This is a genomic window from Actinomadura sp. BRA 177 (assembly GCF_013372625.1).
Lineage (GTDB): Bacteria > Actinomycetota > Actinomycetes > Streptosporangiales > Streptosporangiaceae > Spirillospora.
Genome location: NZ_JABXFD010000328.1, coordinates 30,543 through 56,233 on the forward strand (window position 1 = coordinate 30,543; position 25,691 = coordinate 56,233).

A 25,691-nucleotide genomic window follows, 5' to 3' on the forward strand; every position below is an offset into this window, starting at 1 on the left:
GGGCCGTCGCTGGAAGAGCCTCACCCGAGGCGCCGCTCCCGCGCCAGCGCCCCCACCAGGCGGTCCAGCCCGTCGTGGAAGGGAACTTCGGCGCGCCAGCCCGTCACCGCGGTGAAGGCCGACGCGTCGACGACCACACCGCTCATGTCCGTTTCCGACGCCGCCGGAGGCGAGGGGACGGAGACGACGGGCACCGGAGGGCGCCCGTAGCGCGCCGCGACCGAGTCGGCGACGGCGCGGAACGCGTCGCGCAGCCGCCTCCCCTCGCCGGTGCCGATGACCCAATGCCCGCCGCAGAGCGGGCCGGGACGCGCCACCGCCGCCGCGAAGGCCGCTGCGGCGTCCCGGACGTGCAGCAGGTCGCGTTCCATCCCGCCGTCGCCCCACACGGTGAGGGGCTCCTCGGCGAGCGCCCGGCGGGCCATCGTCGCGAGCACGCCGCGATCGGCGCACCGGCCGCCGGGCCCGGTGCCGTACACGGTCGGCAGCCTGAGCGAGACGCCGCGCAGCGTGCCGTCGGCCGTGGCGGCCTTCAGCAGCAGCTCGGCCTCGTGTTTCCGCCGGTCGTAGGGCCCCTGGGGGCGGTCGGTCTCCGACCCGTCGAGGGGCAGCCTGGGCGGGTGCCCCGCCTGGGACACCGAGCCCGCGAACACGACCACCGGCCGGTGCCGCTCCGTCCGGGCCCAGGCGACGAGGTCGCGAACGACGCCGGTGGTCAGCCGTTCGGCCTCCTCGCCGCCCGCGCGCCAGCCCGCCGACGGAAGCAGCAGGTCGACCACGGTGTCGGAGCCGGCGACCGCGGCCCGCAGCTCGCCGGGCACGGTGGCGTCGGCCTTCCGCGCCTCGACGCCGGCTCCGGGCGCCGTGAGCCGGACGTCCCCCGACCACCGCGCCACCGCCCGCACCGTGACGGGCAGGGGGGCCAGCGCGGCGACGAGGGCGGAGCCGATGAAGCCGGAAGCCCCCAGGACGGTCACCACGGGCCGGGCCGTCCGGGGGTCCTCGGTGCGGGTCACTCGTCCGTGTCCGCGCGGTACAGGGCCTGCCAGTAGTAGCTCCACGGCGGCGCCCAGGCGTCCGCGATGCGGGCCCAACCCGGCGCGGGGCGGTAGGCGGAGACGAACGCGGTGGACTGCTCGCGCACAGCGTCGCTGTCGTGGATGTCGATGACATCCCGCAGCAGCCCGGTGCTCAGTGCCATCGCCACCAGTTCGCGGCCTCCGGCGTGGCCGTCGAGGCTGGGGTCGAAGTACTTGCCGACGGGGTTCTTCACGTAGAGATGCCGGCAGTGCCCGGCGATGAACCGGAGGTAGTCGCGGACGATGTCCGGGTCCATCTCGGCGAACGAGTCGATGTTGACGCACAGGTCGAACCGGGACTCGCCGAGTGCCTGCTCCAGGTCCGCGGCCCGCATCAGCCGCACCTTCATGAAGTCCTCGTCGTCCAGGGCTTGCCGCAGGTAGGCGCGCGCCAGCTCGAGCGAGTTGTCCAGGTCCACGATGCAGTACTCGGCGACGTCGTGGTTGGCGAGGACGGCGTGGCACGTCCGGCCGAAGCCGGCCCCGACCTCCAGTACGGCCGCGCCGTCCAGCACGACGTGGCGGGACATGAACCCCAGCTCCAGGACGGCCTGCAGGTAGTCCATGCACACGGGCTCGCCGTGCGTCCGCACCTCGATGGGCCGCCCCGTCCGGCGGTTGCGGATCCGGTGCAGCCGTGCCCAGTCGGCCTCGTCCAGCCGCTCGGCCAGGTTGTAGATCAGCGACTTCAGGTAGCGGACGCCGTTGGTCCCCGGATCCCACAGGCCGAGCTTGAAGTTAACGTCCCCCGATCTGAAACCGGACAGGTCGCGACTCGCGTCCACGGTGATGCGCGTCCGGTGGTACGTCTCCCACAGCGCGCTTCCGCCGTACTTGTCAGCCATGTCGCCAATCTGCGCGCACACCCGGGCGCGGAGCATCTCGCGTGTTGCCCGATCTCTCGCAAAGTTAGCAATTCAGAAGATGCGGACGTTGGCGTAGATCACCACAGTGTCTCTGGAACAGGAGGCCGTGTGAGAGAGCTGCGACGACGTGAAATGCTGACGGGCGCCACCGTGGTCACGGGGGCGGCCCTGGTGGCCGACGCGAACACGCCCGCGACGGCGGACGCGAGGAGACCCCCGGGCGGGGACTGCGCACCCCCGTTCGGCCCGGTCGGCGTCGGGTCCGGGGACGCGCGCTACGCCAGCCTGGTGACCGGCCACAACCAGCGTTTCCAGGGCGACCCCGAAACCGTCCACCTCGTCGGATCCGCCGAACAGGTCCGCCAGGTCGTCGGCGAGGTGGTCGCGGCGGGCGGGCGCGTCGCCGTCCGCAGCGGCGGCCACTGCCTGGAGGACTTCACCGCCTCGCCCGAGATCAAGAGCCTCATCGACCTGTCGCAACTGGACGACGTCTGCTACGACCCGGAACGCCACGCCTTCGCGGTGGAGCCCGGCGCCGACCTGGGGAAGGTCTACGGCACGCTCTTCCGCGGCTGGGGCGTGGTGATCCCCGGCGGCACCTGCCCCGACGTGGGGGTCGGCGGTCATTTTGCCGGCGGCGGGTACGGGCTCCTGTCCCGCCGCTACGGCCTGGTGGTGGATCACCTGTACGCCGTGGAGGTCGTGGTCGTCGACGGGTCCGGCCGGGCCCGGACGGTCGTCGCCACCCGGGAGAGCGGAGATCCCAACCGTGACCTGTGGTGGGCGCACACCGGCGGCGGAGGCGGCAACTTCGGCGTGGTTACGCGCTACTGGCTGCGCTCGCCCGGCGCGTCCGGTGACGACCCGGCCCGGTTGCTGCCCAGGGCGCCGGGCAGCATGAAGCGGCGGTTCCTCAGCTGGTCCTGGGACGCGATGGACGAGGCCGCCTTCTCCCGGCTCCTGCGCAACTTCTGCGACTGGTTCGAGCGCAACAGCCGGCCGGGCTCGCCGAACGTCCGGCTCTGGGGTGCGTTCCTCGGCACCCACCGGTCCGCAGGCCAGCTCTCCATCTTCGTGGGCTGCGGCGACGACGTCCCGGACGCGGACAGGCTCATGGCGGGCTACGTGGACCACATGGTCGCGGGCGTGGGCGTGGAACCCGCCGCCGACGTCTCCCAGGCCGCCCCCTTCCTCGACGACTCCAACTGGGTCTTCGAACTGGCGGGCCGGTCCAAGGACAAGGGCGCCGACCTGCGCAAGGGCTTCACCGACGCGCAGATCGCGGCGATCTACCGGAACCTCACCAAGGACGGCTACACCAACCCGTCCGCGCTGCTGAGCCTGTCGGGGTACGGGGGCACCATCAACGCCGTGGCGCCCGGTGCGACCGCGACCGCGGGCCGCGACTCGATCCTGCGCGGCTACTTCACCGCGGGCGTCTGGCACTCTCCCGACGAGGACGCCAAGCACATCGGCTGGGTGAGGGAGTTCTACCGCGACGTCTTCTCCGCGACAGGAGGCGTGCCCGCTCCCGGCCCGGTCAACGGCGGCGCCTACATCAACTACCCCGACACCGACCTGGCCGACCCCGCGTGGAACACCTCGGGAGTGCCCTGGTCGACGATCTTCTACCACGGCAACTACGCCCGGCTTCAGCGGATCAAACGCCGCTACGACCCGCGCGAGGTGTTCCGCCACGACCTGTCGATCCGGCCGGCCAGATGACGCCGGTCATGCGGTGGGGCCCGGCCGCGCCTCCACGTCGGACGGGCCGAGGTGCGCGCCGCAGGAATGGCAGGTGAACTTCGGGGTCAGGGTGCCGTCGCAGCCGCGGTGGCCGATGATCAGCGGCGGCCCGTCGGGGGCGTAGTGGCGGTCGCCCCACATCAGCAGGGTCATGACCGCAGGCCACAGCTCGACGCCCTTGCGGGTGAGGCGGTACTCGAAGCGCTCCGGACGCTGCTGGTACGGGACGCGGCGCAGGATGCCCTCGTCGCACAGCCGGACGAGCCGGTCGGTGAGGACGTTGCGCGCCACGCCCAGGGCGTCCTGGAAGTCGTCGAAGCGCCGCACGCCCTGGAAGGCGCTGCGGATGACCAGCATCGTCCAGCGGTCGCCGACGACCTCCAGCGAGCGGGCGACCGAGCAGTTCTGTGACTCGTACGTGCGGGGTAGTGCCACATGTCGGACACTACCCGAGTTTCATCACACAACGCGGCCCCAGGGGCGTTCCCTGGGGCCGGTGTTGCGGGTTCTTTACTTCAGCTTCTGGCCGGCGGACTGCAGGTTCTCCGCGGCCTCGACGATGCGGGCGGCCATCGCGGTCTCGGCGGCCTTGCCCCACGAGCGCGGGTCGTACTGCTTCTTGTTGCCGACCTCGCCGTCGATCTTCAGCACGCCGTCGTAGTTGCGGAACATGTGCTCCGCGACCGGACGGGTGAACGCGTACTGCGTGTCGGTGTCGATGTTCATCTTGACGACGCCGTAGGACACGGCCTCGCGGATCTCCTCCAGCGACGAGCCGGAGCCGCCGTGGAACACGAGGTCGAACGGCTTCTCCTTGCCGTACTTGGCGCCGACCGCGTCCTGGATCTCCTTGAGCACCTCGGGACGCAGCTTGACCGAGCCCGGCTTGTAGACGCCGTGCACGTTGCCGAACGTCGCGGCGAGGATGTAGCGGCCCTTCTCGCCCACGCCGACGGCCTCGGCGGTCGCGATCGCGTCGCCCGGCGTCGTGTACAGCTTCTCGTTGATCTCGTTGGCGACGCCGTCCTCCTCGCCGCCGACGACGCCGATCTCCATCTCCATGATGATCCGCGCCTTGGCGCACTGGTCGAGCAGCTCGGCGGCGATGTCGAGGTTCTCGTGCAGTTCGACGGCGGACCCGTCCCACATGTGCGACTGGAACAGCGGCTCCTCGCCGCGCGCCACTCGCTCCTGGGAGATCTTGATCAGCGGACGCATGAAGCCGTCCAGCTTGTCCTTCGGGCAGTGGTCGGTGTGCAGGGCGATGTTCACCGGGTACTTGGCGGCCACGACCCGGGCGTACTCGGCGAGCGCGCTCGCGCCGGTGACCATGTCCTTCACCGTGGAGCCGGACAGGTAGTCGGCTCCGCCGGTGGACACCTGCACGATCCCGTCGCTCTCGGCCTCGGCGAAGCCGCGCAGCGCGGCGTTCAGCGTCTGGCTGGACGTCACGTTGATCGCGGGGAAGGCGAAGCCGTCCTGCTTCGCACGGTCGAGCATCTCCGCGTAGACCTCGGGCGTTGCGATGGGCATTGTCAGCGTCCTTTCATACGCAGCGGTGCCGCCGGGCAACTGGGCCGGGCGGTAGCACCCGGACGCCCTGTGTACCCAGGTGAGTGCCCAGGTCACATGGTTTCCGGGTCGGGCATGCCGTCCACCCTCAGTATCCCGCGTCTTCGGAGTGCGTTGAAAGGTACGCTCGCGGTGTGGATCTCACGACCCTTCCCCTAAACATCACCGAGTGGCTGCACCCGACGGCATGGCTGCAGCTCTTCGGCACATTCGCGACGATCGGCGTGCTCGCCATCATCTTCGCGGAGACCGGACTGCTGTTCGGCTGCATCCTTCCAGGCGACTCGCTGCTGTTCACGGCGGGGATCCTCACGGCGGTCTCGACCGTCAACGGCCAGGAGTTCCAGCCCCTGTCGCTGCCCTGGCTGCTCATCGGCGGGCCGATCGCGGCGATCGCCGGCGCCCAACTCGGGCACTGGCTCGGCGCCAGATACGGGCGGAAGCTCTTCGACCGGCCCGACTCGCGCATCTTCAAGCAGGAGTGGGTCGAGAAGGCCGAGCACTACTTCAACCGGTTCGGCCCCGCGAAGGCGGTGGTGCTGGCCCGGTTCATCCCGATCGTGCGGACGTTCCTGAACCCGCTCGCCGGGATGCTGGGCATGGACGCCAAGAAGTTCTTCATCTGGAACGCCATCGGCGGCATCCTCTGGACGGACGCCCTGTTCCTGCTCGGCCACTTCCTCGGCGCCAAGGTGCCCGACATCGAGCGGTACATCCTTCCGGGGGTCGCGCTGATCCTGGTCCTGTCGGTGATTCCGATCATCCGGGAGGTGCTCAAGGGGCGTAAAGCGGACCGTGGTCCGAATAAGAATGGTCCCGAAGAGTCACGTCCGTCGCTCAGGAGTGACAGTTATCGCTAACCTCCCCATGTGGGACGTCATCGGTCGGACCCTAGGGGTCTCGCGCGCATACTGATCGCGGCATTGGCCGTGGTGGCCGCTTTGGCCCTTCTCGTCGTGGGCGGCATGGCCCTGGTCAACGCGGTTACGGGCGAACCCGACCAGAAGGGACCATCGGGGGTCGCCTCGCCGTCCGCCGAGGACGGCGGCAAGACGTCCCCGAGCAGCAACGAGAAATCCACCCCCGCCTCGGACGTGCCCCTCGTCATCAGCGTGACCGGCCAGCCGACGACCGTGGTCGTCCGCGTCGCCGACACCCAGGGCGAGGTGCTCACCAACGGCACGCTCCAGACCGGGGTGACGCTCAAGTACGACCAGGCGCCCCTTCAGGTCGTCGCCGGCAACGGCGGCTCCCTGAAGGTCGTCATCTACGGCGAGGTGCAGCCGGAGAAACCCGCGGGCCAGCGCGGCCAGTGGTTCGTGAAGGCCAAGAGCTAGAGACCCAGATCCGCCACGTCGTACGGGTGGCGGTACGTGAGCCCGTCCTCGGCGATGCGCCCGGCCGCGCCCCGCTCCAGGATCGTCGCGACCGCCACGACCTCCGCGCCCGCCTCCCGCAGCGCCTCCACCGCCGTCAGGACGGACCCGCCCGTGGTCGAGGTGTCCTCGACGGCGAGGACGCGGCGCCCCTGCACGTCCGGCCCCTCGATGCGGCGCTGCAACCCGTGCGCCTTGCCCGCCTTGCGGACGACGAACGCGTCCAGCACCTGCCCGCGCGCCGCCGCCGCGTGCATCATCGCGGCCGCCACCGGGTCGGCGCCGAGCGTGAGCCCGCCGACGGCGTCGTAACCGAGGTCGGCGGTCTCGTCCAGCATGACCCTGCCGACCAGCGGCGCCGCGGCCCCGTCCAGCGTCACCCGGCGCAGGTCCACGTACCAGGACGCCCGCTTGCCCGACGACAGCACGAAGTCGCCGTGCACCACGGCCTTGTCCTTGATCAGCTGCAGCAGCTCGTCACGATCGCTCACGCTCAGACTCTATTGACCCGGCCGCCGTGTAGGTTCGGCAGGTGACACCCGGAACCGTCGTCCTGCTGCACGCCCCCGGCGCCACCGCGGCCTCCTGGGGCGATCTGCCCGAGATGCTCCGCTCGTACGGTCTGGACGTGGTGGCGCCGGACGTCCCGGACGCGACCGGCCCCCGCTACATCGCCCGCGTCTCGCTGACCATCACCGCGACCGACCCGGTGGTGCCGCTCGTCCTCGTCGCGCACGGCGCCGCCGGCCCGCTCCTGCCGGGCCTCTCCCTAGCGCAGCGCGCGGCCCACCGTCCCATCGCCGCCTTCGTCTTCGTCGACGCCGACCTCCCGCGCCGCGGCCAGCACGACCACGCCGCCCCCGAGGACACCCTCCCCACGGCCCCAGATTGGCCCGAGGCGCCCTGCGGCTACCTCCGCACCCATTCGGACGGCACCCACGCCGAAGCCCGCAGAGAGGCGCACCTGCGCGGCTGGCAGGTGATCGACCACGAACCCCCGAGCACCGTCGCCCAGTCCCTGAGCGAACTGATAGCCGAGCTGTGACTCACGCGTTCTTTAGGAGGTCGTCCAGGAGGGCGTCGTAGTCGTCTTCGCCTCGGCCGAGGTCTACGCGGGCGCGGTAGCGGAGGCGTAGGAGGGCCTCCAGGCTGTCTTCGGCGATGGCCGCGTCGTCCGGGCCCGGCGTGAGGGAGTCGGCGTCGGGGGTCGGGGCCTCGTCGGGGCCGCCGCCCATGCCGGTGCCGACGGCACGGTCGCGGATGGCGAGGACGACGTCGGCGCCGCTGGTGGCCCATTCGTGGGCGCCGGTCGCGTCGCCCTGCGCGTACAGCACCTCGGCGACGGCGCGGTACACCTCGGGGTCGCGCGGGCTGTCGGCGCGGATCTGGTCGAGGAGTGTGCGCGCCTCGTCGGCGTCGCCCAGTTCGAACAGCGCGTCGGCGAGGTAGGCGCGGGGGTCGCCGTAGGTCTCGCCGCCGTCGTCCATGGCCCTGCGGTACAGCTCGGCGGCCCGGCCGTGGTCGCCGGCGTGCTGCCACTGCTCACCGGCGCGCAGCAGGACGTTGGCGCGTGACACCCCACCGGAGACCGAGTCGGCCAGCTCGGCCAGCCGCCGGGCGGCCGAGATGTGATCGCCGGTGCGCAGGGTGTCGAACTCCAGGTCGTCGAGATCGTCTTCCGTCACATGCGTCACGGTTCAACGCTACCCGGCGGCGCCCGGCCGAAGCGGGCGAATCGACGATGATCGTGGAATACCGCCGCGTACCTGTCAGCTCACCTGCGGGAACGTTCTAGCGCGTCCCAGAATCCGCGGCGCAGCGCGTGCCGCACCTCGTCGTGCAGCAGGAAGTCGATCGGCAGCGAGGAGCCCTGCAGGAGCCGCGCCTCCAGGTCGGACGGCATGCGCGGCTTGCGGGCGAGGACGGCCTCCAGCCACAGCGCGGGCGCGTCCCGGGCGATGGATTCGCCGAAGTCCTGGCCCTCCTGGTGGGCGGCCTTGACCGCGTCCGCGAGGGTCGGGGTGTTCTGCGCCGGGACGGAGGACACCTGCTGCGGCCCGGTGTAGGGGCCGTGCTGGCCGCCGTGCGGGCCACCGTGCTGCGCCGGCAGCGTCTGCGGGGGAGGCGGCGGGGACGGCGCCGGGATCCGCGTCAAGCTGCCCGCCACCCGCGTCCCGGCCGGCCGCACGGTCGCCACGGTGACGGGCCTCACCGCACCGGAACCGGAGACCGGCACGCTCACCGAGCTGATCGTCCGCGGCCCGGAGCGGATCGCACTGACCGGCCCGAACGGCTCCGGCAAGACGACGTTCCTGCGCGCCCTCATCGGCGAGCGCGTCCCGGAAGGAGCAACGGTGAAGATCGGCGTCGACGGCGTCCGCTACCTGCCGCAGCGCCTCGACGTCCTGGACGAGGAGCTGAGCGTGATCGACAACGTCCGCGCCCAGGCACCGTCGGCCCGGGTGCAGGACATCAGGGCCGGCCTGGCCCGCTTCCTCTTTCGAGGCGCCCGCGCCGAACAGCCGGCCGGCATGCTGTCGGGCGGGGAAAGGTTCCGCGCCGTCCTCGCGTCCCTCCTGCTCGCCGAGCCCGCCCCGCAGTTGCTCCTGCTGGACGAGCCGACGAACAACCTCGACATGGCCAGTGCCGCACAACTGGCCCAAGCCCTGACCGCCTACGAGGGCGCGCTGATCGTGGTCAGCCACGACGTCCCGTTCCTGCGCACCCTCGCCCTCACCCGCTGGCTCCACCAGGACCGCACGACCGGCCTCACCGAAACAGCACCGATGTAACGGAAATTCAGGTGATCTTGGGATATCGCCGCTGTTACGGTCGTGCTCGCAATCGAGGGGAAGTGAACGAGGTGCCGACGAAGCTCAACCAGATCATCGCGGTGGAGAAGGGCGTCAAGAGCAAGTCCGTCCAGGACCTGGCGGCGGCGCACCAGTCGACGCAGAAGGCCCCGCTGCTGTCCGGCATCTCGCGGGCCTACCAGCCGAAGGACGAGGACGGCGAGCAGCTGCCTGCCGAGTCCACCCGCGTCCAGGTGACGGTCGAGGGCGTGCTGCGGGACGTGACGCGCTCGCTCACCCGGCTGTTCGACGTCACCGCCACCAAGGACTGGGCGAACTGCGTCGCCCGCGCCGACGTGACCGTGGACGGGACGACGCTCGTGCGCGATGTGCCGGTCACCTACCTGCTGTTCCTGGAGAAGCAGCTGAACGACCTGCACGCCTTCCTCCGCAAGCTGCCGATCCTGGACGCCGCCGAGACGTGGACGTTCGACCCGTCCACCGACGTGTGGCGGACCGAGCCCGTCCGCACGGTGAAGACCAAGAAGGTGCCGCGCAACCACGTCAAGGCGGAGGCGACCGAGAAGCACCCCGCCCAGGTCGAGGTGTACTACGAGGACATTGCGGTCGGCCACTGGACGACGGTGAAGTTCTCCGGCGCGCTACCGGCAAGGCGGGTCAACGAGCTGCTGGAGCGCATCGAGAAGCTGCAGGACGCCGTGAAGTTCGCGCGGGAGGAGGCCAACGGCGCCGAGGTGACCGACCAGCGCGTCGGCGACGCGGTGTTCGGCTACATCTTCGGGTGACGCGGCCCCGCCCGCGACAACTCAATAGGATCCCCCCGCCGCTGCGCGGGGGGTGCGCGAGGAGCGCAAGCTGAAGCTGAAGCCGAAGCTGATGATCAACCTCAGGTTCTCGCTCCAAGCTCAGCATTCACCGCCGATCGCCGGATCGCGCGGACGTGGACGACAGCCCTTGGGATGCCGGTTCGAATCCGGCTCGCCCCGCTCGTGGGGCGATGGCGTAACGGCAACGCACAAGGGAGCTCAGGATGATCCGCGTCCACTTGACGTCGGCGTGCGAAGTGGGCGGTAACCACAGGGGCCCGGAGGCTGGCTAACCCTCCGGGCCCCGCTCCGTCCGCGCGGATCAGGTCAGGACGCGCTTGGTGAAGGTGCGGGTCGCGGCCCAGGTCAGCAGGATCGTGCCGCCGACGATGGCGAGCAGGAACGCCCACGCCGGCATGTGCGGGATGGCCGGGGTGAGGGCGCTGCGCAGGCCCTCGCTGACGTAGACGAGCGGGTTGAACAGGCTGGCGATCTGCAGCCAGCGGATGTTGTCCAGCGCCGACCACGGGTAGTACACGCAGCCGAGCATCGTCATCGGCAGCAGCACCATCGCGAACAGGACCTGGACCTTCTGCGGGTTCATGATCGTGCCGAGCAGAAGGCCGCCGGCGGCGGACATCAGCGAGCCGGCCACCATCACCAGGACCAGCACCGGCCAGTTGGCCACGTGCACCTCGGGCGACTGGCCCTCGGCGTGGATGAACAGCACCGCGGGGAAGACCAGCAGCCCGCCGATCAGCCCCTGCGCCGCCGCCGCGATGATCTTCTGCGCGGCCAGCAGCGGGATGGGCACCGGCGCCAGCGCCCGGTCGGTGATCGACTTCTGCCAGGTCAGCTCCATCATCAGCGGGAAGATCACCGCCATCATCGCCTGCATGATGATGGACGAGCCGACGAGGCCCGGCACGAGGATGGTGGAGAACGACGGCCCGCCGGGACCGCCCGCCATCGCGCCGCCGCCGAGCTTCGGCAGGACGTAGGCGAACACGAACACGAACATGACCGGCTGCACGAGCACCCGGACGAACGTCGACAGGAAGTTCTTGCGCATGACCCGCGCCTCGCGCGCCATCATCGCGGCGAACGTGCGCGGGATCGTCGCCCGCGCCGGAGGCGGCGGGGCCAGCACGGCGGGAGCGGTCATTCTCGGTATTCCCTTCCGGTGAGGGTGAGGAAGACGGTTTCCAGGCTGGGCCGGAGCTGGGTCGCGTCGGTGACGCCGACGCCGGCGGACGAGCCGATCGTGACGAGCTCGCCGAGGATGCCCTCCGGGTCGGCGGCGAAGACGCGGACCTGGCCGTCGTTGACCTCGACCTTGCTGATGCCGTCGCGGTCGCCGAGCTTCTTGATCTGCTGCGGGGCGGCGTCGTCGTAGGTGACGGTGATGACGGTGTCGGCGCCCGCGCTGGACTTCAGCTGGTCGACGGTGCCGCTGGCCAGGATCTTGCCGTGGTCCACGACGGCGACCCGGTCGCAGAGCGCCTCGGCCTCCTCCATGTAGTGGGTGGTGAGCAGGATCGTCTGCCCGGCCGCCTGGAGCCCGCGCAGCACCTCCCACAGGTTGGTGCGGGTCTGCGGGTCGAGGCCGGCGGTCGGCTCGTCCAGGAACAGCACCTCGGGGCCGTGCATGAGGGCCCGGCAGATCATGACGCGCTTGGCCTGCCCGCCGGAGATCTCGAACGGGTTGCCGCCGCGCGTCTCGGTGAGCCCGAACAGCTCCAGCAGCTCGGCGGCGCGCTTGCGGGCGTCGCGTGCGCCCAGGCCGAAGTAGCGGCCCCGGAACTCCAGGTTCTCGACGACGGTCAGGTCGCTGTCCAGGGTGTTGTTCTGCGAGACGACGCCGATGCGCCGCTTGATCTCGACGGCGTCCTTCACCACGTCCAGGCCGGTCACCTGCGCGCTGCCGCCCGTCGGGACGACCAGCGTGGTGAGCATGCCGATGGTGGTGGACTTGCCCGCACCGTTCGGGCCGAGCAGCCCGAAGAACTCGCCGCGCGGGACGTCCAGGTCGATGCCCTGCACAGCGGGCACCGCGGGGCGCGGCCCGGACGCGGGATAGGTCTTCTCCAGGCCGGCCGTGCGTACGGCGGCCTCCTCCGGGGGTGGTTCGGTCATGCGCGGTCTCCCTCCGCTTCCTCTTCGTGGGAGTGGTTCTCGAACCGTTCGATCAGGTTGATCAGGAACCTGCGGACGGCCTCCTCGTCGCCCTCGTCCACGACGTCGTAGAGCCGTGCCAGCTCGCGGCTGATGGGCTGGGACTTCTCCGCGAGGAGCCGCCGCCCGGAGTCGGTGATGCGCAGCATCACGCCGCGCCGGTCCCGGTACGACCGCTCGCGCCGCACGTGCCCGTTGCGCTCCAGCGTGTCGACCACCGAGGTGATGGTCGCGGGGGTGACGACGAGCCGCTTGGCGGCCTCGCCCGGGCGCAGCCCGTCGTCGACGATGAGCAGGCGCAGGAGGTAGAAGCCGACCGGGCTGATGCCGTGCTGCCCGATGATCCGCCACGCGACGGGCATCGACAGGCGGGCGGCCGCCGCGAACAGATGGCCGGTCGGCCAGTCCGAGTTGGGCGGGAACGCCGTGAGATCGTCCACGCCGAGGTTCTCCATGCGGGCGATGTTAGAGGCCTAATGATTAGAGAGCAAATCTTTAGAGCACTAAAATCTTTCGAATTCATGCTGTCAACATAGGTTGACGCGGCCCGAGTGTCAACGTTGGTTGACGGGCGGAGTGCTGTGGCGCTCGTCTCAGCAGGTGGGAAAACGGGGCCCCGGCGTTGAATAGGCATCCACGGTCCTGCATACTCTTGCTTGTTGTCTTCGAGAGGGCATGGGGAGATGGGAATCCGGACGGCGGTCGCCGGCGCCAGCGGGTACGCGGGCGGCGAGCTGCTGCGCATCCTGGCGGCACATCCAGAGTTCGAGATCGGCGCGCTGACGGCGGGCTCCAACGCGGGCACCGAGCTGGGCGCGCACCAGCCCCACCTGCGATCCCTGGCCGGGCGCGTCCTGGCCGAGACCACCCCCGAGACCCTGGCCGGCCACGACGTCGTGTTCCTGGCACTGCCGCACGGCCGGTCCGGCCCCCTCGCGGCGCAGCTCGGCGAGGACGTGCTGGTCATCGACTGCGGCGCCGACCACCGGCTCACCGACGCGGCCGCCTGGGAGACCTTCTACGGGACGTCCCACGCGGGCACCTGGCCCTACGGACTGCCCGAGCTGCCCGGCCACCGGGACGCGCTGCGCGGCGCCAGGCGGGGCGCCGTCCCCGGCTGCTACCCGACCGCCGGGTCGCGCGCGCTGGTCCCGGCGTTCGCCTCGGGGCTCGCCGAACCCGATGCCGTGGTCGTCGCCGCGTCCGGCACCTCGGGCGCCGGGCGGGCCCTCAAGCCGCACCTGCTCGGCAGCGAGGTCATGGGCTCGGTCTCCGCCTACGCCGTCGGCGGCACGCATAGGCATACGCCGGAGATGGTCCAGAACCTGAGCGCGGCGGCGGGGGAGCCGGTCACGGTGTCCTTCACCCCGACGCTCGCGCCGATGAGCCGCGGCATCCTCGCCACCTGCACGGCCAAGGCGCGTCCCGGCGTCACCGCCGCGACGCTGCGCGCCGCCTACGAGAAGGCGTACGCCGATGAGCCGTTCGTCGGCCTGCTGCCCGAGGGCCGGTGGCCCGCCACGTCCATGACGCTCGGCGCGAACACCGTCCTCCTCCAGACGGCCCTGGACGAGGCCGCCGGCCGCATCGTCGTGGTCGCCGCCGTCGACAACCTCGCCAAGGGCACCGCGGGCGGCGCGGTCCAGAGCGCCAACATCGCCCTCGGCCTCCCGGAAGAACTCGGGCTGACCACGATCGGAGTGTCCCCTTGAGCGTCACCGCCCCCCGGGGTTTCCGCGCCGCCGGCGTCGTCGCCGGGCTGAAGGACAGCGGGAACCGCGACCTGGCCCTCGTCGTCAACGACGGGCCGTCCCGCGCGGCGGCCGGCGTCTTCACCCGCAACCGCGTCAAGGCCGCGCCCGTCCTGTGGTCGGAGCAGGTCCTCAAAGGCGGCCGCGTCGGCGCGGTCGTGCTGAACGCCGGCGGCGCCAACGCCTGCACCGGCGCTCCCGGCTTCCAGGACACCCACGCCACCGCCGAGAAGGCCGCCGAGCTGCTGGAGGACTCCGCCGGCGAGGTCGCGGTCTGCTCCACCGGGCTGATCGGCGTCCGGCTCCCCATGGACCTGCTGCTGCCCGGCGTCGACAAGGCCGCCGCCGAGCTGTCGCGGGGGGACGGCGGGCTCGCCGCCGCCGACGCGATCCGCACCACCGACACCGTCGCGAAGATCTCCTTCCGGCAGGGCGCGGGCGGCTACATGATCGGCGCGATGGCGAAGGGCGCCGGCATGCTCGCCCCGTCCCTCGCCACGATGCTGTGCGTCATCACCACCGACGCCGACCTGCCCGCCGAGACCCTCGACCGGGCGCTGCGCGCGGCGACCGGCGTCACCCTCGACCGGCTCGACTCCGACGGCTGCATGTCCACCAACGACACCGTCCTGCTGCTGGCGTCCGGCGCCGCCGGGACCGTCCCGGACGAGGAGGAGTTCACCGCGCTGCTCACCGAGGTGTGCGGCGACCTCACCCGGCAGCTGCTCGTGGACGCCGAGGGCGCGTCCAAGGCCATCGCGATCGAGGTCGTCGGCGCCGCGTCCGAGGACGACGCGGTCACCGTCGGCCGGTCCATCGCCCGCAACAACCTGCTCAAGTGCGCGATCCACGGCGAGGACCCGAACTGGGGCCGGGTGCTGTCGGCGGTCGGCACCACCGACGCCGTCTTCGAGCCCGACCACGTCAACGTCGCGATCAACGGCGTGTGGGTGTGCCGGAACGGCTCGTTCGGCGACGACCGCGACAAGGTCGACCTGCGGCCCCGGGACGTGACGATCACCGTCGACCTCGCGGCGGGCCCGCACAGCGCCACCGTCTGGACGACCGACCTCACGGCCGACTACGTCCACGAGAACTCGGCGTACTCGACATGAGCGCCGTCACCAGCGGCGCGGAGATCCGCGGCAACCGGGCGGGCGTGCTGTCCAAGGCGGAGACGCTCATCAAGGCACTGCCGTGGCTGGAGCGCTTCCACGGCACGACCGTCGTGATCAAGTACGGCGGGCACGCGATGACCGACGAGGAGCTGCGGCACTCCTTCGCCGAGGACATCGTGTTCCTGCGCTACGCCGGGCTGAAGCCGGTGATCGTGCACGGCGGCGGCCCGCAGATCAACGCGGCGCTCGCCCGCAACGGCATCGACTCGACGTTCACCGCCGGGCTGCGGGTCACCACGCCGGAGGCCATGGAGGTCGTCCGGATGGTGCTGACCGGGCAGGTGCAGCGCGACGTCGTCGGCCTCATCAACCGGCACGGCCCGTTCGCGGTCGGCATGTCCGGCGAGGACGCGAACCTGTTCACCGCCGAGCGCAAGCACGCGGTCGTGGACGGCGAGCGGGTCGACATCGGCCAGGTCGGCGAGATCGTCGAGGTCCAGGTCGGGGCCGTCCGGGCGCTGCTGGACGACGGCCGCGTCCCGGTCGTGTCCAGCATCGCGCGCGGCGACGACGGCGAGGTCTACAACGTCAACGCCGACACGGCCGCCGCCGCGCTGGCCGTCGCGCTGGACGCGGCGAAGCTCGTCGTCCTCACCGACGTCGACGGCCTCTACGCGAACTGGCCGGACAGCGACGACGTGATCGACAGCCTCACCACCGACGAGCTGGCCGCGCTGCTGCCGGGCCTGTCGGCCGGGATGGTGCCGAAGATGGAGGCCTGCCTGACCGCCGTGCGCGGCGGCGTCCCGCAGGCCCACGTGCTGGACGGACGCGTCCTGCACTCGCTGCTGCTGGAGATCTTCACCGACGAAGGGATCGGAACGATGGTGCTGCCCAGCCTCCCGGGCGCCCCTCTTGAGGTGACGTCATGAGCGATCTGCGAAGCCGGTTCGAGTCCGCGTTCATGCCGAACTACGGCGTGCCGCCGCTGGCGCTGGCGCGCGGCGAGGGCTGCCGGGTCTGGGACGCGGACGGCCGCGAGTACCTCGACCTGATCGCCGGGATCGCGGTCACCTCGCTCGGCCACGGGCACCCGGCCCTCGTCGAGGCGGTGTCGGCGCAGGCCGCGACGCTGGCGCACACGTCCAACCTGTTCCTGCACGAGCCCGAGGTGCTGCTCGCCGAGCGGCTGCGGGAGCTGCTCGGCGGCGACGGGAAGGTGTTCCTCAGCAACAGCGGCACCGAGGCCAACGAGTGCGCGCTGAAGCTCGCCATCAAGTACGGGAAGGCCAACGGCCGGTCGTACTTCGTCGCGGCGGAGAACGGGTTCCACGGCCGGACCATGGGCGCGCTGTCGCTGACCGGCAAGGCGGCGATCCGGGAGCCGTTCGGGCCGTTCGGCATCGACGTCCGCTTCGTCCCCTACGGTGACGCCGACGCGCTGAAGGCCGCGGTGGACGAGGACTGCGCGGCGGTGTTCCTGGAGCCCACGCAGGGCGAGGCCGGGGTCGTCCCGCCGCCGGAGGGCTACTTCGCCGCCGCCCGCGAGATCTGCGACGCGACCGGCGCGCTGTTCGTCGCCGACGAGATCCAGTCCGCGATCGGCCGCACCGGAACGTGGTTCGCGTTCGAGCACGAGAACGCCAAGCCGGACATCCTCACCCTCGCCAAGGGCCTGGGCGGAGGGCTGCCGATCGGCGCGTGCATCGGGTTCGGGCCGCACGGTGACCTGTTCGCCAAGGGCGACCACGGCAGCACGTTCGGCGGGAACCCGGTCAGCGCCGCCGCGGCCCTCGCCGTCCTCGGCACCATCGAGAAGGACGGCCTCCTCGCCAACGCCGTCTCGGTGGGGGAGACCCTGGCCGCCGGCCTCGACGCCATCGACCACCCGCTGCTCGCGGGCGTGCGGGGACGCGGGCTGTGGCGCGCCGCCGTCCTCACCGGGCCGCACGCGCCCGCCGTGGAGGCCGCCGCCCGCGACGCCGGCTTCCTTATCAACGCACTCCAGCCGGACGCGCTGCGGATCGCGCCGCCGCTCGTCCTCACCTCGCAGGAGGCGCAGTCGTTCGTCGACGCGTTCCCCGCGATCCTCGACGCGGCGCAGGAGGGATGACCGTGACCAGGCACTTCCTCCGCGACGACGACCTCACCCCCGCCGAGCAGGCCGAGGTCCTCGACCTCGCCGTGAAGGTGAAGAAGGACCGGTTCGGCCACCGGCCGCTCGAAGGCCCGCAGTCGGTCGCCGTCCTGTTCGACAAGCCGTCCACCCGGACCCGGCTGTCGTTCACCGTCGGCATTGCCGAACTGGGCGGCAACCCCCTCGTCATGGACGCGGGAACGAGCCAGCTCGGTCGCGGCGAGACGATCGCCGACACCGCGCGCGTCCTGGAACGGCAGGTCAGCGCCATCGTGTGGCGGACGGCCGGGCAGGAGCGCATCGACGAGATGGCCGCCGGCACCACCGTCCCGGTCGTCAACGCCCTCACCGACGAGTTTCACCCCTGCCAGATCCTCGCCGACCTGCAGACCGTCCGGGAGGCCAAGGGCGACCTGGCCGGCGCCACGCTCGCCTACTTCGGCGACGGCGCCAACAACATGGCGCACTCCTACCTGCTGGGCTGCGCCACCGCCGGGATGCACGTCCGCGTCGGCGCCCCCGCGTCCCTGCCGCCCGACCCCGCGATCGTGGCCCGCGCCACCGAGATCGCCGCCGCCACCGGCGGATCGGTGACCGTCACCGACGACGCCGCGAAGGCCGCCGCCGGAGCCGACGTCCTCGCCACCGACACGTGGGTGTCGATGGGCCAGGCCGGCAAGGACACCTCTCTCTACGAGCCGTACGCCGTCAACGAGGAACTGCTCGCCCTCGCCGACCCGGCCGCGATCGTTCTGCACTGCCTGCCCGCCTACCGCGGCAAGGAGATCGCCGCGTCCGTCCTGGACGGCCCCCAGAGCCGCGTCTGGGACGAGGCGGAGAACCGGCTGCACGCCCAGAAGGCCCTGCTCGTCTGGCTTCTGGAGCGCTCCCGGTGACGACCCCCATGACCAAGGCCGCCCGGCACGCCCGGGTGATCGAGCTGCTGACCCGGCACCCCGTCCACTCGCAGGGGGAGCTCGCCAAGCTCCTCGGCGACGAGGGCGTCGACGTCACCCAGGCCACGCTGTCGCGCGACCTGGTCGAGATCGGCGCGGTGAAGCTGCGCGCCGACGACGGCAGCCTGATCTACGCCGTCCCCGGAGAGGGCGGCGAGCGGATCCGGCGGGCCCGCACCGGGGCCGCCGAGACCTTCACCGGACGGCTCTCCCGGCTCGCCGCGGAGCTGCTCGTCTCGGCCGAGGCGTCGGCCAACCTGGTCATGGTGCGGACTCCGCCGGGGGCCGCGCAGTACCTGGCCTCGGCGATCGACCACGCCGAATGGCCGACGATCCTCGGGACCGTCGCGGGCGACGACTCGATCCTCGTCATCGCCCGCGACCCCACCGGCGGGGAGGACGTCGCGGAAGCGCTCCTCAGGCTGACCAACGGGCGCGAACGACGAAGCTAGGGCCGCTCGGCGGCCCCCATCCCAGCCTTCCGAATCCGAACACTTCGCACAGGAGACAAAGACCATGAGCGAGCGCGTCGTACTCGCGTACTCCGGGGGCCTGGACACCTCCGTCGCCATCCCGTACCTCGCCGAGCAGACCGGCGGCGAGGTCATCGCCGTCGCCGTCGACGTCGGCCAGGGCGGCGAGGACCTCGACACCATCCGCAAGCGGGCCCTCGCCTGCGGCGCCGCCGAGGCCGTCGTCGTGGACGCCAAGGAGGAGTTCGCCGCGGACTTCTGCGTCCCCGCCATGCAGGCCAACGCCCTCTACATGGACCGCTACCCGCTGGTGTCGGCGCTGTCCCGGCCACTGATCGTCAAGCACCTCGTGACGGCCGCCAAGGAGTTCGGCGGCACCACCGTCTCGCACGGGTGCACCGGCAAGGGCAACGACCAGGTCCGCTTCGAGGCCGGCCTGTCCGCCCTCGACCCCGACCTGAAGGTCATCGCGCCCGCCCGCGACTTCGCCTGGACGCGCGACAAGGCCATCGCGTTCGCCGAGGACAAGGGCCTCCCGATCGACGTGTCGGCCAAGTCGCCGTACTCCATCGACCAGAACCTGTGGGGCCGCGCCGTCGAGACCGGGTTCCTGGAGGACATCTGGAACGGGCCCATCGAGGACGTCTACGACTACACCGCCGACCCCGCCGAGCCGCGCGAGGCCGACGAGGTCGTCATCACGTTCGCGTCCGGCGTGCCGGTCGCGCTGGACGGCCGTCCGCTCACCCCGTACCAGGTCATCGCCGAGCTGAACCGGCGCGCCGGCGCCCAGGGCGTCGGCCGCATCGACATGGTCGAGGACCGCCTCGTCGGCATCAAGAGCCGCGAGGTGTACGAGGCCCCGGCCGCGATCGCGCTGATGGCCGCGCACATGGAGCTGGAGAACGTCACCGTCGAGCGCGACCTCGCCCGCTTCAAGCGGTCCGTCGACCAGCGCTGGGGCGAGCTCGTCTACGACGGCCTGTGGTTCTCGCCGCTGAAGGAGTCCCTGGACGCGTTCATCGCCGACGCGCAGAAGCAGGTGTCCGGCGAGATCCGGATGACGCTGCACGGCGGCCGCGCCGTCGTCACCGGCCGGCGCAGCGACGCGTCCCTCTACAGCTACGACCTCGCCACCTACGACACCGGCGACGCCTTCGACCAGAGCCTCGCCAAGGGCTTCGTCGAGCTGTGGAGCCTGCCCAGCAAGATCGCCGCCAAGCGCGACCGCGACCTGGACACCTGACAGGTCACGCCGGGCCAGCGGCCGTCGAGCGAAGCTCGTCCGTTGAATGGTGGCGGGTGGGGGCTGGAGGACGGTCGTTACGCCGTAGCCTGGGCGGACGCCGTAGTGCCGCGCGGGGACGCCGTGAGCCCGGCGTCCCCGCGCGGCGCGCGCATGCCCGGCCACGGCCGGCGCGGCGGGGCGTGGTGAGATGAGATGGCAACGATCAGCAGTGGGAAGAGGAATTCCGTGACGAAGGCACCGACGCGGCTGTGGGGCGGCCGGTTCGAAGGCGGCCCGTCGGACGCGCTCGCGCGGCTCTCGGTGAGCGTCCAGTTCGACTGGCGGCTCGCCCCCTATGACCTGATGGGCTCGCGCGCGCACGCCCGCGTCCTGAACCGGGCGGGGCTGCTCACCGACGACGAACTGGAGCGCATGATCGGTGCCCTGGACGACCTGGAGGAGGCGTGCCGGAACGGCGAGTTCCGGCCCACCGTCGCCGACGAGGACGTCCACACCGCCCTGGAGCGCGGCCTGCTGGAGCGGCTCGGCGCCCTCGGCGGCAAGCTGCGCGCGGGCCGCAGCCGCAACGACCAGGTCGCCACCGACCTGCGCCTCTACCTGCGCGACCACGCCCGCCAGATCGTGTCCCGGCTGGTCGAGCTGGAGACCGCGCTGATCGCGCAGGCCGAGCACAATTTCGGCGTCGCCGCGCCCGGCATGACGCACCTGCAGCACGCGCAGCCGGTGCTGTTCTCCCACCAGCTCCCCGCGCACGTCCAGCCGCTGACCCGCGACCTCGCGCGGCTGCGCGACTGGGACAAGCGCGCCGCGATCTCCCCGCTCGGCTCCGGCGCCCTCGCCGGCTCGTCGCTGCCGCTGGACCCGCAGGCGACCGCCGCCGAGCTGGGCTTCGACGCGGCCGCGCCCAACTCCATGGACGCCGTCGCCGACCGCGACTTCGTCGCCGAGTTCCTGTTCGCCGCCGCGCTGGTCGGCGTGCACCTGTCGCGTCTCGGCGAGGAGATCTGCCTCTGGGCGTCGCAGGAGTTCCGCTGGATCGAGATGGACGACACCTACGCCACCGGGTCGTCGATCATGCCGCAGAAGAAGAACCCGGACGTCGCGGAGCTGGCGCGCGGCAAGGCGGGCCGCCTCATCGGCCACCTCGTCGGGCTGCTGACCACCCTCAAGGGCCTGCCGCTCACCTACAACCGCGACCTGCAGGAGGACAAGGAGGGCGCGTTCGACGCCGTCGAGACGCTGCTGCTCGTCCTCCCCGCCATGTCCGGACTTATTGCGACAATGCGGGTGAACACCGAGCGGCTGGAGGCCCTCGCCCCGGACGGCTTCGCCCTCGCCACCGACCTCGCCGAACTGCTCGTCCGGCGCGGCACGGCGTTCCGCGACGCGCACGAGGTCGTCGGCCACCTCGTCGTCTGGTGCCAGGTCAACGACAAGGACTTCGACGACCTCACCGACGAGGAACTCGGCAAGGTGTCGCCGCACCTGACGCCGGACGTCCGCGAGGTGCTGAACGTGCAGGGCGCCCTGGCGTCCCGCAAGGCGTACGGGGGGACGGCGCCCGACCGCGTCCGCGAGCAGATCAGCGCGCTGCGCACGCAGGTCAACGACCACGCCGCCTGGGCCTCCGGCTCCGACGCCTGACCGGCGCGGCGCCATGGGCCGGCCGCCGGCGAACAGTTTCCTAGACCTACGGTGAGGCGATGGACGGAGCGTTGCTGCCAAGGGATTTCTTCGACCGCCCGGTGGAGGAGGTCGCGCCGTCGCTGCTCGGGCATGTGATCGCGCACCGCACCCCGGAAGGCGAAGTGGCGGCGCGGCTGACGGAGGTGGAGGCGTATGCGGGTCCGCTGGACCCGGCGTCCCACGCCTACCGGGGACGGACGCGGCGCAACGAGGTGATGTTCGGGCCACCCGGGCACGTCTACGTGTACTTCACCTACGGCATGCATTTCTGCATGAACCTGGTCTGCGGGCCGGACGGGACGTCCATGGCGGTGCTGCTCCGCGCGGGCGAGATCATCGCGGGTGAGGATCTCGCCCGATCGCGGCGGCCCCGCTCCACCGTCCGCGACCTGGCCCGCGGCCCGGCCCGGCTCTGCCAGGCCCTCGGCATCGCCCGCGAGCAGAACGGCCTGGACGTGTGCACGCCCGGCGGGGAGATGACCGTCCTCGAAAACAAGCCCGCAAACCCCACACTGATCCGCAGCGGCCCGCGGACCGGCGTGACCGGCGCCAAGGACGTCCCATGGCGGTTCTGGATCGACGGCGACCCGACCGTCTCCCCGTACCGCCCCCACGTCCCCAGGCAGCGCAAGAGGACCCCGGCGGATGGCTGACCCGCCCCTCCGGCCGGCGATCAACGCCGCGAAATGGGATGAGAGCGGCTTCTGGTGACGTTCGCCGCAGGACGCGAGGTGTTCGTTCCCGCCCGCCGCTTCGCCGGCGGGCGTTGAATATCGTTGGCGTGACACGCGCCCGCCGGTGCAGTCTGGTGGGCATAGGAAAGCAAGCCGGAGACGAGGGAGACCGTGACCGACATCCTGGACGATCTCGCGTGGCGCGGCCTGATCGCGCAGTCCACCGACCTGGACGAACTGCGGGCCCTGCTCGCCGCGGGACCGGTCACGCTCTACTGCGGCTTCGACCCGACGGCGCCGTCGCTGCACCTCGGCAACCTCATCCAGATCCTCACGCTGCGTCGCTTCCAGCGGGCCGGCCACCGGCCCATCGGCCTCGTCGGCGGCGCCACCGGCCTGATCGGCGACCCGAGTGGCAAGAGCGCCGAACGCGTTCTGAACTCCGAGGACACCGTGGCCGCCTGGGTCGAGCGGGTCCGCGGCCAGGTGTCGAAGTTCCTCGACTTCCACGACGGGCCGACCGGCGCCACCATGGTCAGCAACCTCGACTGGACGGGCCCCATGTCCGCCATCGAGTTCCTGCGCGACATCGGCAAGCACTTCCCGGTCAACCGGATGCTCGCCCGCGAGACCGTGAAGGCCCGGCTCGACTCGACCGGCATGAGCTACACCGAGTTCAGCTACGTCCTGCTCCAGTCGATGGACTTCCTTGAGCTGTACCGGCGCCATGGCTGCCTGCTGCAGACGGGCGGCAGCGACCAGTGGGGCAACCTCACCGCGGGCGTCGACCTGATCCGCCGCGTGGAGGGCGGCAGCGCGCACGCGCTGACCACCCCGCTGCTCACCAAGGCGGACGGTTCGAAGTTCGGCAAGACCGCCGGCGGCGAGACGTACTGGCTCGACCCGGACCTGACGTCGCCGTACGCGTTCTACCAGTTCTGGATCAACGCCGACGACCGGGACGTGGAGCAGTTCCTGAAGTTCTTCAGCTTCCGTCCCCGCGAGGAGATCGACGAGCTCGTCAAGCAGGGCGCCGACCGTCCGGCGGCCCGCGCCCCGCAGCGGGCGCTCGCCGAGGAGATGACCACGCTCGTCCACGGGGCGGACGAGACGGCCCGCGTCGTCGCCGCCTCCCGCGCCCTGTTCGGGCAGGGCTCCCTGGACGATCTGGACGAACGGACCCTGAAGGCCGCCCTCGCCGAGGTGCCCCGCGCCGAGGTGGCGCCGGGCGACCTGCCGACCGTCGTGGACCTCCTGGCGGCGTCCGGCCTGTGCAAGAGCAAGTCGGAGGCCCGCCGCGCCATCACCCAGGGCGGCGCCTACCTGAACAACGCCAAGGTCGAGTCGGAGGACGCCGCACCGGCGGCCGACGACCTGCTCCACGGCCGCTTCCTCGTCCTACGACGCGGCAAGCGAAACGTGGGCGGCATCGAGGTAACCGCGTCGTCCTAAGGGAGCGGCTAGCCCCCTATGGGCGTTGTTCAAACTCCCGACCGCCCACTACGGCTGGCTGATCACGGATCACATCCGCCCCGCCCTCCGCGCTACGGGGGGCGGGGCATGTGAGCAATACCCCCGCTGGAACGCGCGATCGCGCACGTTGACCCCGCCGCTGACGTCGACGGCCCGGCGAGCCCGCACCGACAACATATGAAGCGGTCCCGTACGGCTCGTTCTGTGCCCCGGGCGTCGACGTTGGCGGGGTGAGCGAGCCCGCATCGGCGACAAGCGGAGTGGTCCCGGACGGACTGGTTGGCCCGTTCGGTGTGGCTGCAGCGCGGGCAGCGCTGCGAGGCGCAGGCTGGATCCACCTGGATGTCCGGAACGACGGCGGCGCGCGTGCCTTGTACTCGATGAAGGCGCCGAATTTGGTGCGGGCCAGGAGGACAGACATGCCCGCTGGTGCGTGGAACCGTGACCCGTACGCTGAGTCGCCGCGTTGATCCGACTCAGTTCTTCGAGTGCGATGCGGCGTTCCGTGCATGCAGTGACGGCAACGACCTACACAAATTTTGTGGTTGACGTGGGTGGCGTGCCGCGCTTCCACGGCGGGCCCGCTTCTTCAAGAGCCTGACGGAGGCGCCGGTGCGTTCGGCGCGTCTGCGGGCCTGACACCGTCGGCACCGACCCGATGGTCATCACTGTCGGAGTTGGTGGCCAGGTTGACGATGCCGCCGGTTCGAGGGCGTCGCAGGTGGCGATCAGGAACCATCTGCTGTCCCCGGTGCAGGATGTCGGATTCACCTTTTCGGTGCGCGGCGAGCGTCTTGGCCTGGTCATGTGAGCAGCCGAACCGCAGGTTCTTGCACTGCCCGGCCGTGGTCCAGATGCTGACGGTGCCAGCGTCCCACCGCCACGACAGGCACCGGTGATCGTGGTGGGCACGGCGTCGGGACGTCGCTGGACCACCAGGCCGCCGAGGTTGCCGTTGTGGATGTTGGTGCGAGGGTGGTGTGGGCCATCCACGACCCGTTCGATCACGTGCTGTCGGCCTGAGTGCCCAGCCTGTCGGCCGTGCCGGCGGACGGGTCGCCATGAGGCGGGCAAACTTCGGTAGATACACGTCACATTGCGGTTACGAGGGGCGCGTGCTGGGCATGGTCCCGAGCCTGAAAACAGGATGTGAGCTGGGGTTTCATGCCCAACCAAGGTTGATTTGACGCCTCTGGCGAGTGGATCTAATGTTCTACTCGCCCCAAGGGGGAGCGGGACGCCGAGCAGGCGGCCGGCCCCGAAGGGGATCCTCGTACAGACCACCTCGGTGGAGCTTGTCTCCATTGATTGGGACGTTTGAGGCCGAACCGCCCCAGAGTTGGACAAACGGGACGGATCGGATAAGCTAGAAGGGTTGCCCCGGAGCCGGGGTCCGCGGGAGCGGGGTTCGGCGCGGTGGGTGTCCGTTTCTTGAGAACTCAACAGCGTGTTAAAAGCCAGTGCCTTTATCGGCTCGGCCAGTTGGCCGGGTCGCCCCGTGGCCACCTTTCGGGGTGGTGGGGATTTCTTTGAGGCAATGCGCGACTCTTTGGAGTTGTGCTTTTGCTGGGATTTTCTTCGAGGTTTGGCCGGCTGGGGTTCGCCCCCTGGCTCGGTCGTTTGGACCTTAATGGAGAGTTTGATCCTGGCTCAGGACGAACGCTGGCGGCGTGCTTAACACATGCAAGTCGAGCGGAAAGGCCCCTTCGGGGGTACTCGAGCGGCGAACGGGTGAGTAACA

The 25,691-nt window shown here is 71.0% G+C and carries 25 protein-coding genes, 1 rRNA gene and 2 pseudogenes; 18 read left to right on the top strand and 10 right to left on the bottom strand.

The genetic code is table 11. The features are described 5' to 3' along the window. Positions 1-20: 20 nt before the first annotated feature. Both HUX53_RS17085 and HUX53_RS17090 read right to left on the bottom strand, forming a co-directional pair. Positions 21-1,016 carry an NAD(P)-dependent oxidoreductase gene (locus tag HUX53_RS17085; RefSeq protein WP_176404192.1) on the bottom strand — a complete coding sequence of 332 codons (996 nt, stop codon included), beginning with the start codon at positions 1,014-1,016 and terminating at the stop codon, positions 21-23. Continuing rightward, a complete protein-coding gene (locus HUX53_RS17090) occupies positions 1,013-1,924 on the bottom strand; it encodes a putative sugar O-methyltransferase (RefSeq protein WP_176404193.1) in 912 nt (303 codons plus the stop codon). Before HUX53_RS17090 ends, HUX53_RS17085 begins: the two co-directional genes overlap by 4 nt. 129 nt (positions 1,925-2,053) lie before the next feature. On the opposite strand from HUX53_RS17090, the gene HUX53_RS17095 reads away from it, so the two are divergent. Beyond that, positions 2,054-3,670, top strand: a complete 1,617-nt coding sequence (locus tag HUX53_RS17095; protein WP_217919531.1) for an FAD-binding oxidoreductase — start codon at positions 2,054-2,056, stop codon at positions 3,668-3,670. Positions 3,671-3,676: 6 nt separating this feature from the next. Here the strand turns inward: HUX53_RS17095 and HUX53_RS17100 are convergent, their stop codons facing one another. Together HUX53_RS17100 and fbaA are read right to left on the bottom strand one after the other, a co-directional pair. Next, positions 3,677-4,126 carry a helix-turn-helix domain-containing protein gene (locus tag HUX53_RS17100; protein WP_176404194.1) on the bottom strand — a complete coding sequence of 150 codons (450 nt, stop codon included), beginning with the start codon at positions 4,124-4,126 and terminating at the stop codon, positions 3,677-3,679. 75 nt (positions 4,127-4,201) lie between these two features. Then, a complete protein-coding gene (fbaA, locus tag HUX53_RS17105; RefSeq protein WP_176404195.1) occupies positions 4,202-5,224 on the bottom strand; it encodes a class II fructose-bisphosphate aldolase in 1,023 nt (340 codons plus the stop codon). Between the two features lie 173 nt (positions 5,225-5,397). On the opposite strand from fbaA, the gene HUX53_RS17110 reads away from it, so the two are divergent. Together HUX53_RS17110 and HUX53_RS17115 are read left to right on the top strand one after the other, a co-directional pair. Beyond that, the gene (locus HUX53_RS17110; protein ID WP_176404196.1) at positions 5,398-6,123 is read left to right on the top strand and encodes a DedA family protein; all 726 of its coding nucleotides are present in this window, start codon (positions 5,398-5,400) and stop codon (positions 6,121-6,123) included. Between the two features lie 72 nt (positions 6,124-6,195). Further along, positions 6,196-6,600, top strand: a complete 405-nt coding sequence (locus HUX53_RS17115) for a RodZ domain-containing protein (protein WP_309237284.1) — start codon at positions 6,196-6,198, stop codon at positions 6,598-6,600. On the opposite strand, the gene pyrE is transcribed toward HUX53_RS17115, so the two are convergent. Further along, complete coding sequence (pyrE, locus tag HUX53_RS17120) at positions 6,597-7,130, bottom strand: orotate phosphoribosyltransferase (RefSeq protein ID WP_176404198.1); 534 nt, start codon at positions 7,128-7,130, stop codon at positions 6,597-6,599. The genes HUX53_RS17115 and pyrE overlap by 4 nt on opposite strands. A 41-nt stretch (positions 7,131-7,171) precedes the next feature. Here pyrE and HUX53_RS17125 point away from each other — a divergent pair, with 41 nt between their 5' ends. Next, positions 7,172-7,684: a hypothetical protein gene (locus HUX53_RS17125; RefSeq protein ID WP_176404199.1), complete on the top strand. Its 513-nt coding sequence runs from the start codon at positions 7,172-7,174 to the stop codon at positions 7,682-7,684. A gap of 1 nt (position 7,685) precedes the next feature. Here the strand turns inward: HUX53_RS17125 and HUX53_RS17130 are convergent, their stop codons facing one another. Further along, positions 7,686-8,333: a tetratricopeptide repeat protein gene (locus HUX53_RS17130; RefSeq protein ID WP_309237285.1), complete on the bottom strand. Its 648-nt coding sequence runs from the start codon at positions 8,331-8,333 to the stop codon at positions 7,686-7,688. 80 nt (positions 8,334-8,413) lie between these two features. Continuing rightward, positions 8,414-8,656, bottom strand: a pseudogene (locus tag HUX53_RS17135) (NYN domain-containing protein); the annotation flags it as partial. A 115-nt stretch (positions 8,657-8,771) separates the two neighbouring features. Here HUX53_RS17135 and HUX53_RS17140 point away from each other — a divergent pair. Together HUX53_RS17140 and HUX53_RS17145 are read left to right on the top strand one after the other, a co-directional pair. Next, positions 8,772-9,431 (top strand): annotated as a pseudogene (locus HUX53_RS17140) (ATP-binding cassette domain-containing protein); the annotation flags it as partial. Positions 9,432-9,493: 62 nt separating this feature from the next. Next, complete coding sequence (locus HUX53_RS17145; protein WP_255205338.1) at positions 9,494-10,237, top strand: hypothetical protein; 744 nt, start codon at positions 9,494-9,496, stop codon at positions 10,235-10,237. Positions 10,238-10,580: 343 nt separating this feature from the next. Here the strand turns inward: HUX53_RS17145 and HUX53_RS17150 are convergent, their stop codons facing one another. Genes HUX53_RS17150 through HUX53_RS17160 form a run of 3 tightly spaced genes read right to left on the bottom strand, consistent with a single transcriptional unit; the run spans position 10,581 to position 12,888 of the window. Then, on the bottom strand, positions 10,581-11,423 hold the full coding sequence (locus HUX53_RS17150) for an ABC transporter permease (protein WP_176404200.1): 843 nt from the start codon (positions 11,421-11,423) through the stop codon (positions 10,581-10,583). Next, on the bottom strand, positions 11,420-12,394 hold the full coding sequence (locus HUX53_RS17155) for an ATP-binding cassette domain-containing protein (protein ID WP_176404201.1): 975 nt from the start codon (positions 12,392-12,394) through the stop codon (positions 11,420-11,422). The genes HUX53_RS17150 and HUX53_RS17155 overlap by 4 nt, the downstream gene beginning before the upstream one ends. Further along, a complete protein-coding gene (locus HUX53_RS17160) occupies positions 12,391-12,888 on the bottom strand; it encodes a MarR family winged helix-turn-helix transcriptional regulator (RefSeq protein ID WP_176404202.1) in 498 nt (165 codons plus the stop codon). Before HUX53_RS17160 ends, HUX53_RS17155 begins: the two co-directional genes overlap by 4 nt. 228 nt (positions 12,889-13,116) lie before the next feature. On the opposite strand from HUX53_RS17160, the gene argC reads away from it, so the two are divergent. The 12 genes from argC to HUX53_RS17220 all read left to right on the top strand — a co-directional run. After that, on the top strand, positions 13,117-14,145 hold the full coding sequence (gene argC, locus HUX53_RS17165) for an N-acetyl-gamma-glutamyl-phosphate reductase (RefSeq protein ID WP_176404203.1): 1,029 nt from the start codon (positions 13,117-13,119) through the stop codon (positions 14,143-14,145). Continuing rightward, positions 14,142-15,299 (top strand): bifunctional glutamate N-acetyltransferase/amino-acid acetyltransferase ArgJ, encoded by a 1,158-nt coding sequence (gene argJ / locus HUX53_RS17170; protein WP_176404204.1) that lies wholly within the window; start codon positions 14,142-14,144, stop codon positions 15,297-15,299. Before argC ends, argJ begins: the two co-directional genes overlap by 4 nt. After that, the gene (gene argB / locus HUX53_RS17175; RefSeq protein ID WP_176404205.1) at positions 15,296-16,234 is read left to right on the top strand and encodes an acetylglutamate kinase; all 939 of its coding nucleotides are present in this window, start codon (positions 15,296-15,298) and stop codon (positions 16,232-16,234) included. The genes argJ and argB overlap by 4 nt, the downstream gene beginning before the upstream one ends. Further along, on the top strand, positions 16,231-17,415 hold the full coding sequence (locus tag HUX53_RS17180) for an acetylornithine transaminase (RefSeq protein WP_176404206.1): 1,185 nt from the start codon (positions 16,231-16,233) through the stop codon (positions 17,413-17,415). The genes argB and HUX53_RS17180 overlap by 4 nt, the downstream gene beginning before the upstream one ends. A 2-nt stretch (positions 17,416-17,417) precedes the next feature. Beyond that, entirely contained in the window at positions 17,418-18,335 is a 918-nt protein-coding gene (gene argF / locus HUX53_RS17185) for an ornithine carbamoyltransferase (RefSeq protein WP_176404221.1), read from the top strand. An 8-nt stretch (positions 18,336-18,343) separates the two neighbouring features. Next, entirely contained in the window at positions 18,344-18,847 is a 504-nt protein-coding gene (locus HUX53_RS17190) for an arginine repressor (protein WP_176404220.1), read from the top strand. A gap of 64 nt (positions 18,848-18,911) precedes the next feature. Continuing rightward, complete coding sequence (locus tag HUX53_RS17195) at positions 18,912-20,114, top strand: argininosuccinate synthase (RefSeq protein WP_176404207.1); 1,203 nt, start codon at positions 18,912-18,914, stop codon at positions 20,112-20,114. A gap of 228 nt (positions 20,115-20,342) precedes the next feature. Next, the gene (gene argH, locus HUX53_RS17200; RefSeq protein WP_309237286.1) at positions 20,343-21,761 is read left to right on the top strand and encodes an argininosuccinate lyase; all 1,419 of its coding nucleotides are present in this window, start codon (positions 20,343-20,345) and stop codon (positions 21,759-21,761) included. Positions 21,762-21,820: 59 nt separating this feature from the next. Beyond that, a complete protein-coding gene (locus HUX53_RS17205; protein ID WP_176404209.1) occupies positions 21,821-22,456 on the top strand; it encodes a DNA-3-methyladenine glycosylase in 636 nt (211 codons plus the stop codon). A 192-nt stretch (positions 22,457-22,648) separates the two neighbouring features. Further along, positions 22,649-23,929 carry a tyrosine--tRNA ligase gene (gene tyrS / locus HUX53_RS17210; RefSeq protein WP_176404210.1) on the top strand — a complete coding sequence of 427 codons (1,281 nt, stop codon included), beginning with the start codon at positions 22,649-22,651 and terminating at the stop codon, positions 23,927-23,929. A gap of 679 nt (positions 23,930-24,608) precedes the next feature. Beyond that, positions 24,609-24,761, top strand: coding sequence for a hypothetical protein (locus tag HUX53_RS17215; RefSeq protein ID WP_176404211.1), 153 nt, complete (start codon positions 24,609-24,611; stop codon positions 24,759-24,761). Between the two features lie 816 nt (positions 24,762-25,577). Next, a 16S ribosomal RNA gene (locus HUX53_RS17220) occupies positions 25,578-25,691 on the top strand; the annotation flags it as partial.

Excerpts from the sequence above, each read along its gene's own strand:
- argC (WP_176404203.1), top strand. The coding sequence starts at position 13,117 with ATGGGAATCCGGACGGCGGTCGCCGGCGCCAGCGGGTACGCGGGCGGC.
- HUX53_RS17205 (WP_176404209.1), top strand. The coding sequence starts at position 21,821 with ATGGACGGAGCGTTGCTGCCAAGGGATTTCTTCGACCGCCCGGTGGAG.
- HUX53_RS17190 (WP_176404220.1), top strand. The coding sequence starts at position 18,344 with ATGACCAAGGCCGCCCGGCACGCCCGGGTGATCGAGCTGCTGACCCGG.
- HUX53_RS17180 (WP_176404206.1), top strand. The coding sequence starts at position 16,231 with ATGAGCGATCTGCGAAGCCGGTTCGAGTCCGCGTTCATGCCGAACTAC.
- HUX53_RS17155 (WP_176404201.1), bottom strand. The coding sequence starts at position 12,394 with ATGACCGAACCACCCCCGGAGGAGGCCGCCGTACGCACGGCCGGCCTG.
- HUX53_RS17160 (WP_176404202.1), bottom strand. The coding sequence starts at position 12,888 with ATGGAGAACCTCGGCGTGGACGATCTCACGGCGTTCCCGCCCAACTCG.
- argB (WP_176404205.1), top strand. The coding sequence starts at position 15,296 with ATGAGCGCCGTCACCAGCGGCGCGGAGATCCGCGGCAACCGGGCGGGC.
- HUX53_RS17150 (WP_176404200.1), bottom strand. The coding sequence starts at position 11,423 with ATGACCGCTCCCGCCGTGCTGGCCCCGCCGCCTCCGGCGCGGGCGACG.
- HUX53_RS17090 (WP_176404193.1), bottom strand. The coding sequence starts at position 1,924 with ATGGCTGACAAGTACGGCGGAAGCGCGCTGTGGGAGACGTACCACCGG.
- fbaA (WP_176404195.1), bottom strand. The coding sequence starts at position 5,224 with ATGCCCATCGCAACGCCCGAGGTCTACGCGGAGATGCTCGACCGTGCG.
- HUX53_RS17195 (WP_176404207.1), top strand. The coding sequence starts at position 18,912 with ATGAGCGAGCGCGTCGTACTCGCGTACTCCGGGGGCCTGGACACCTCC.
- HUX53_RS17215 (WP_176404211.1), top strand. The coding sequence starts at position 24,609 with ATGGTCATCACTGTCGGAGTTGGTGGCCAGGTTGACGATGCCGCCGGT.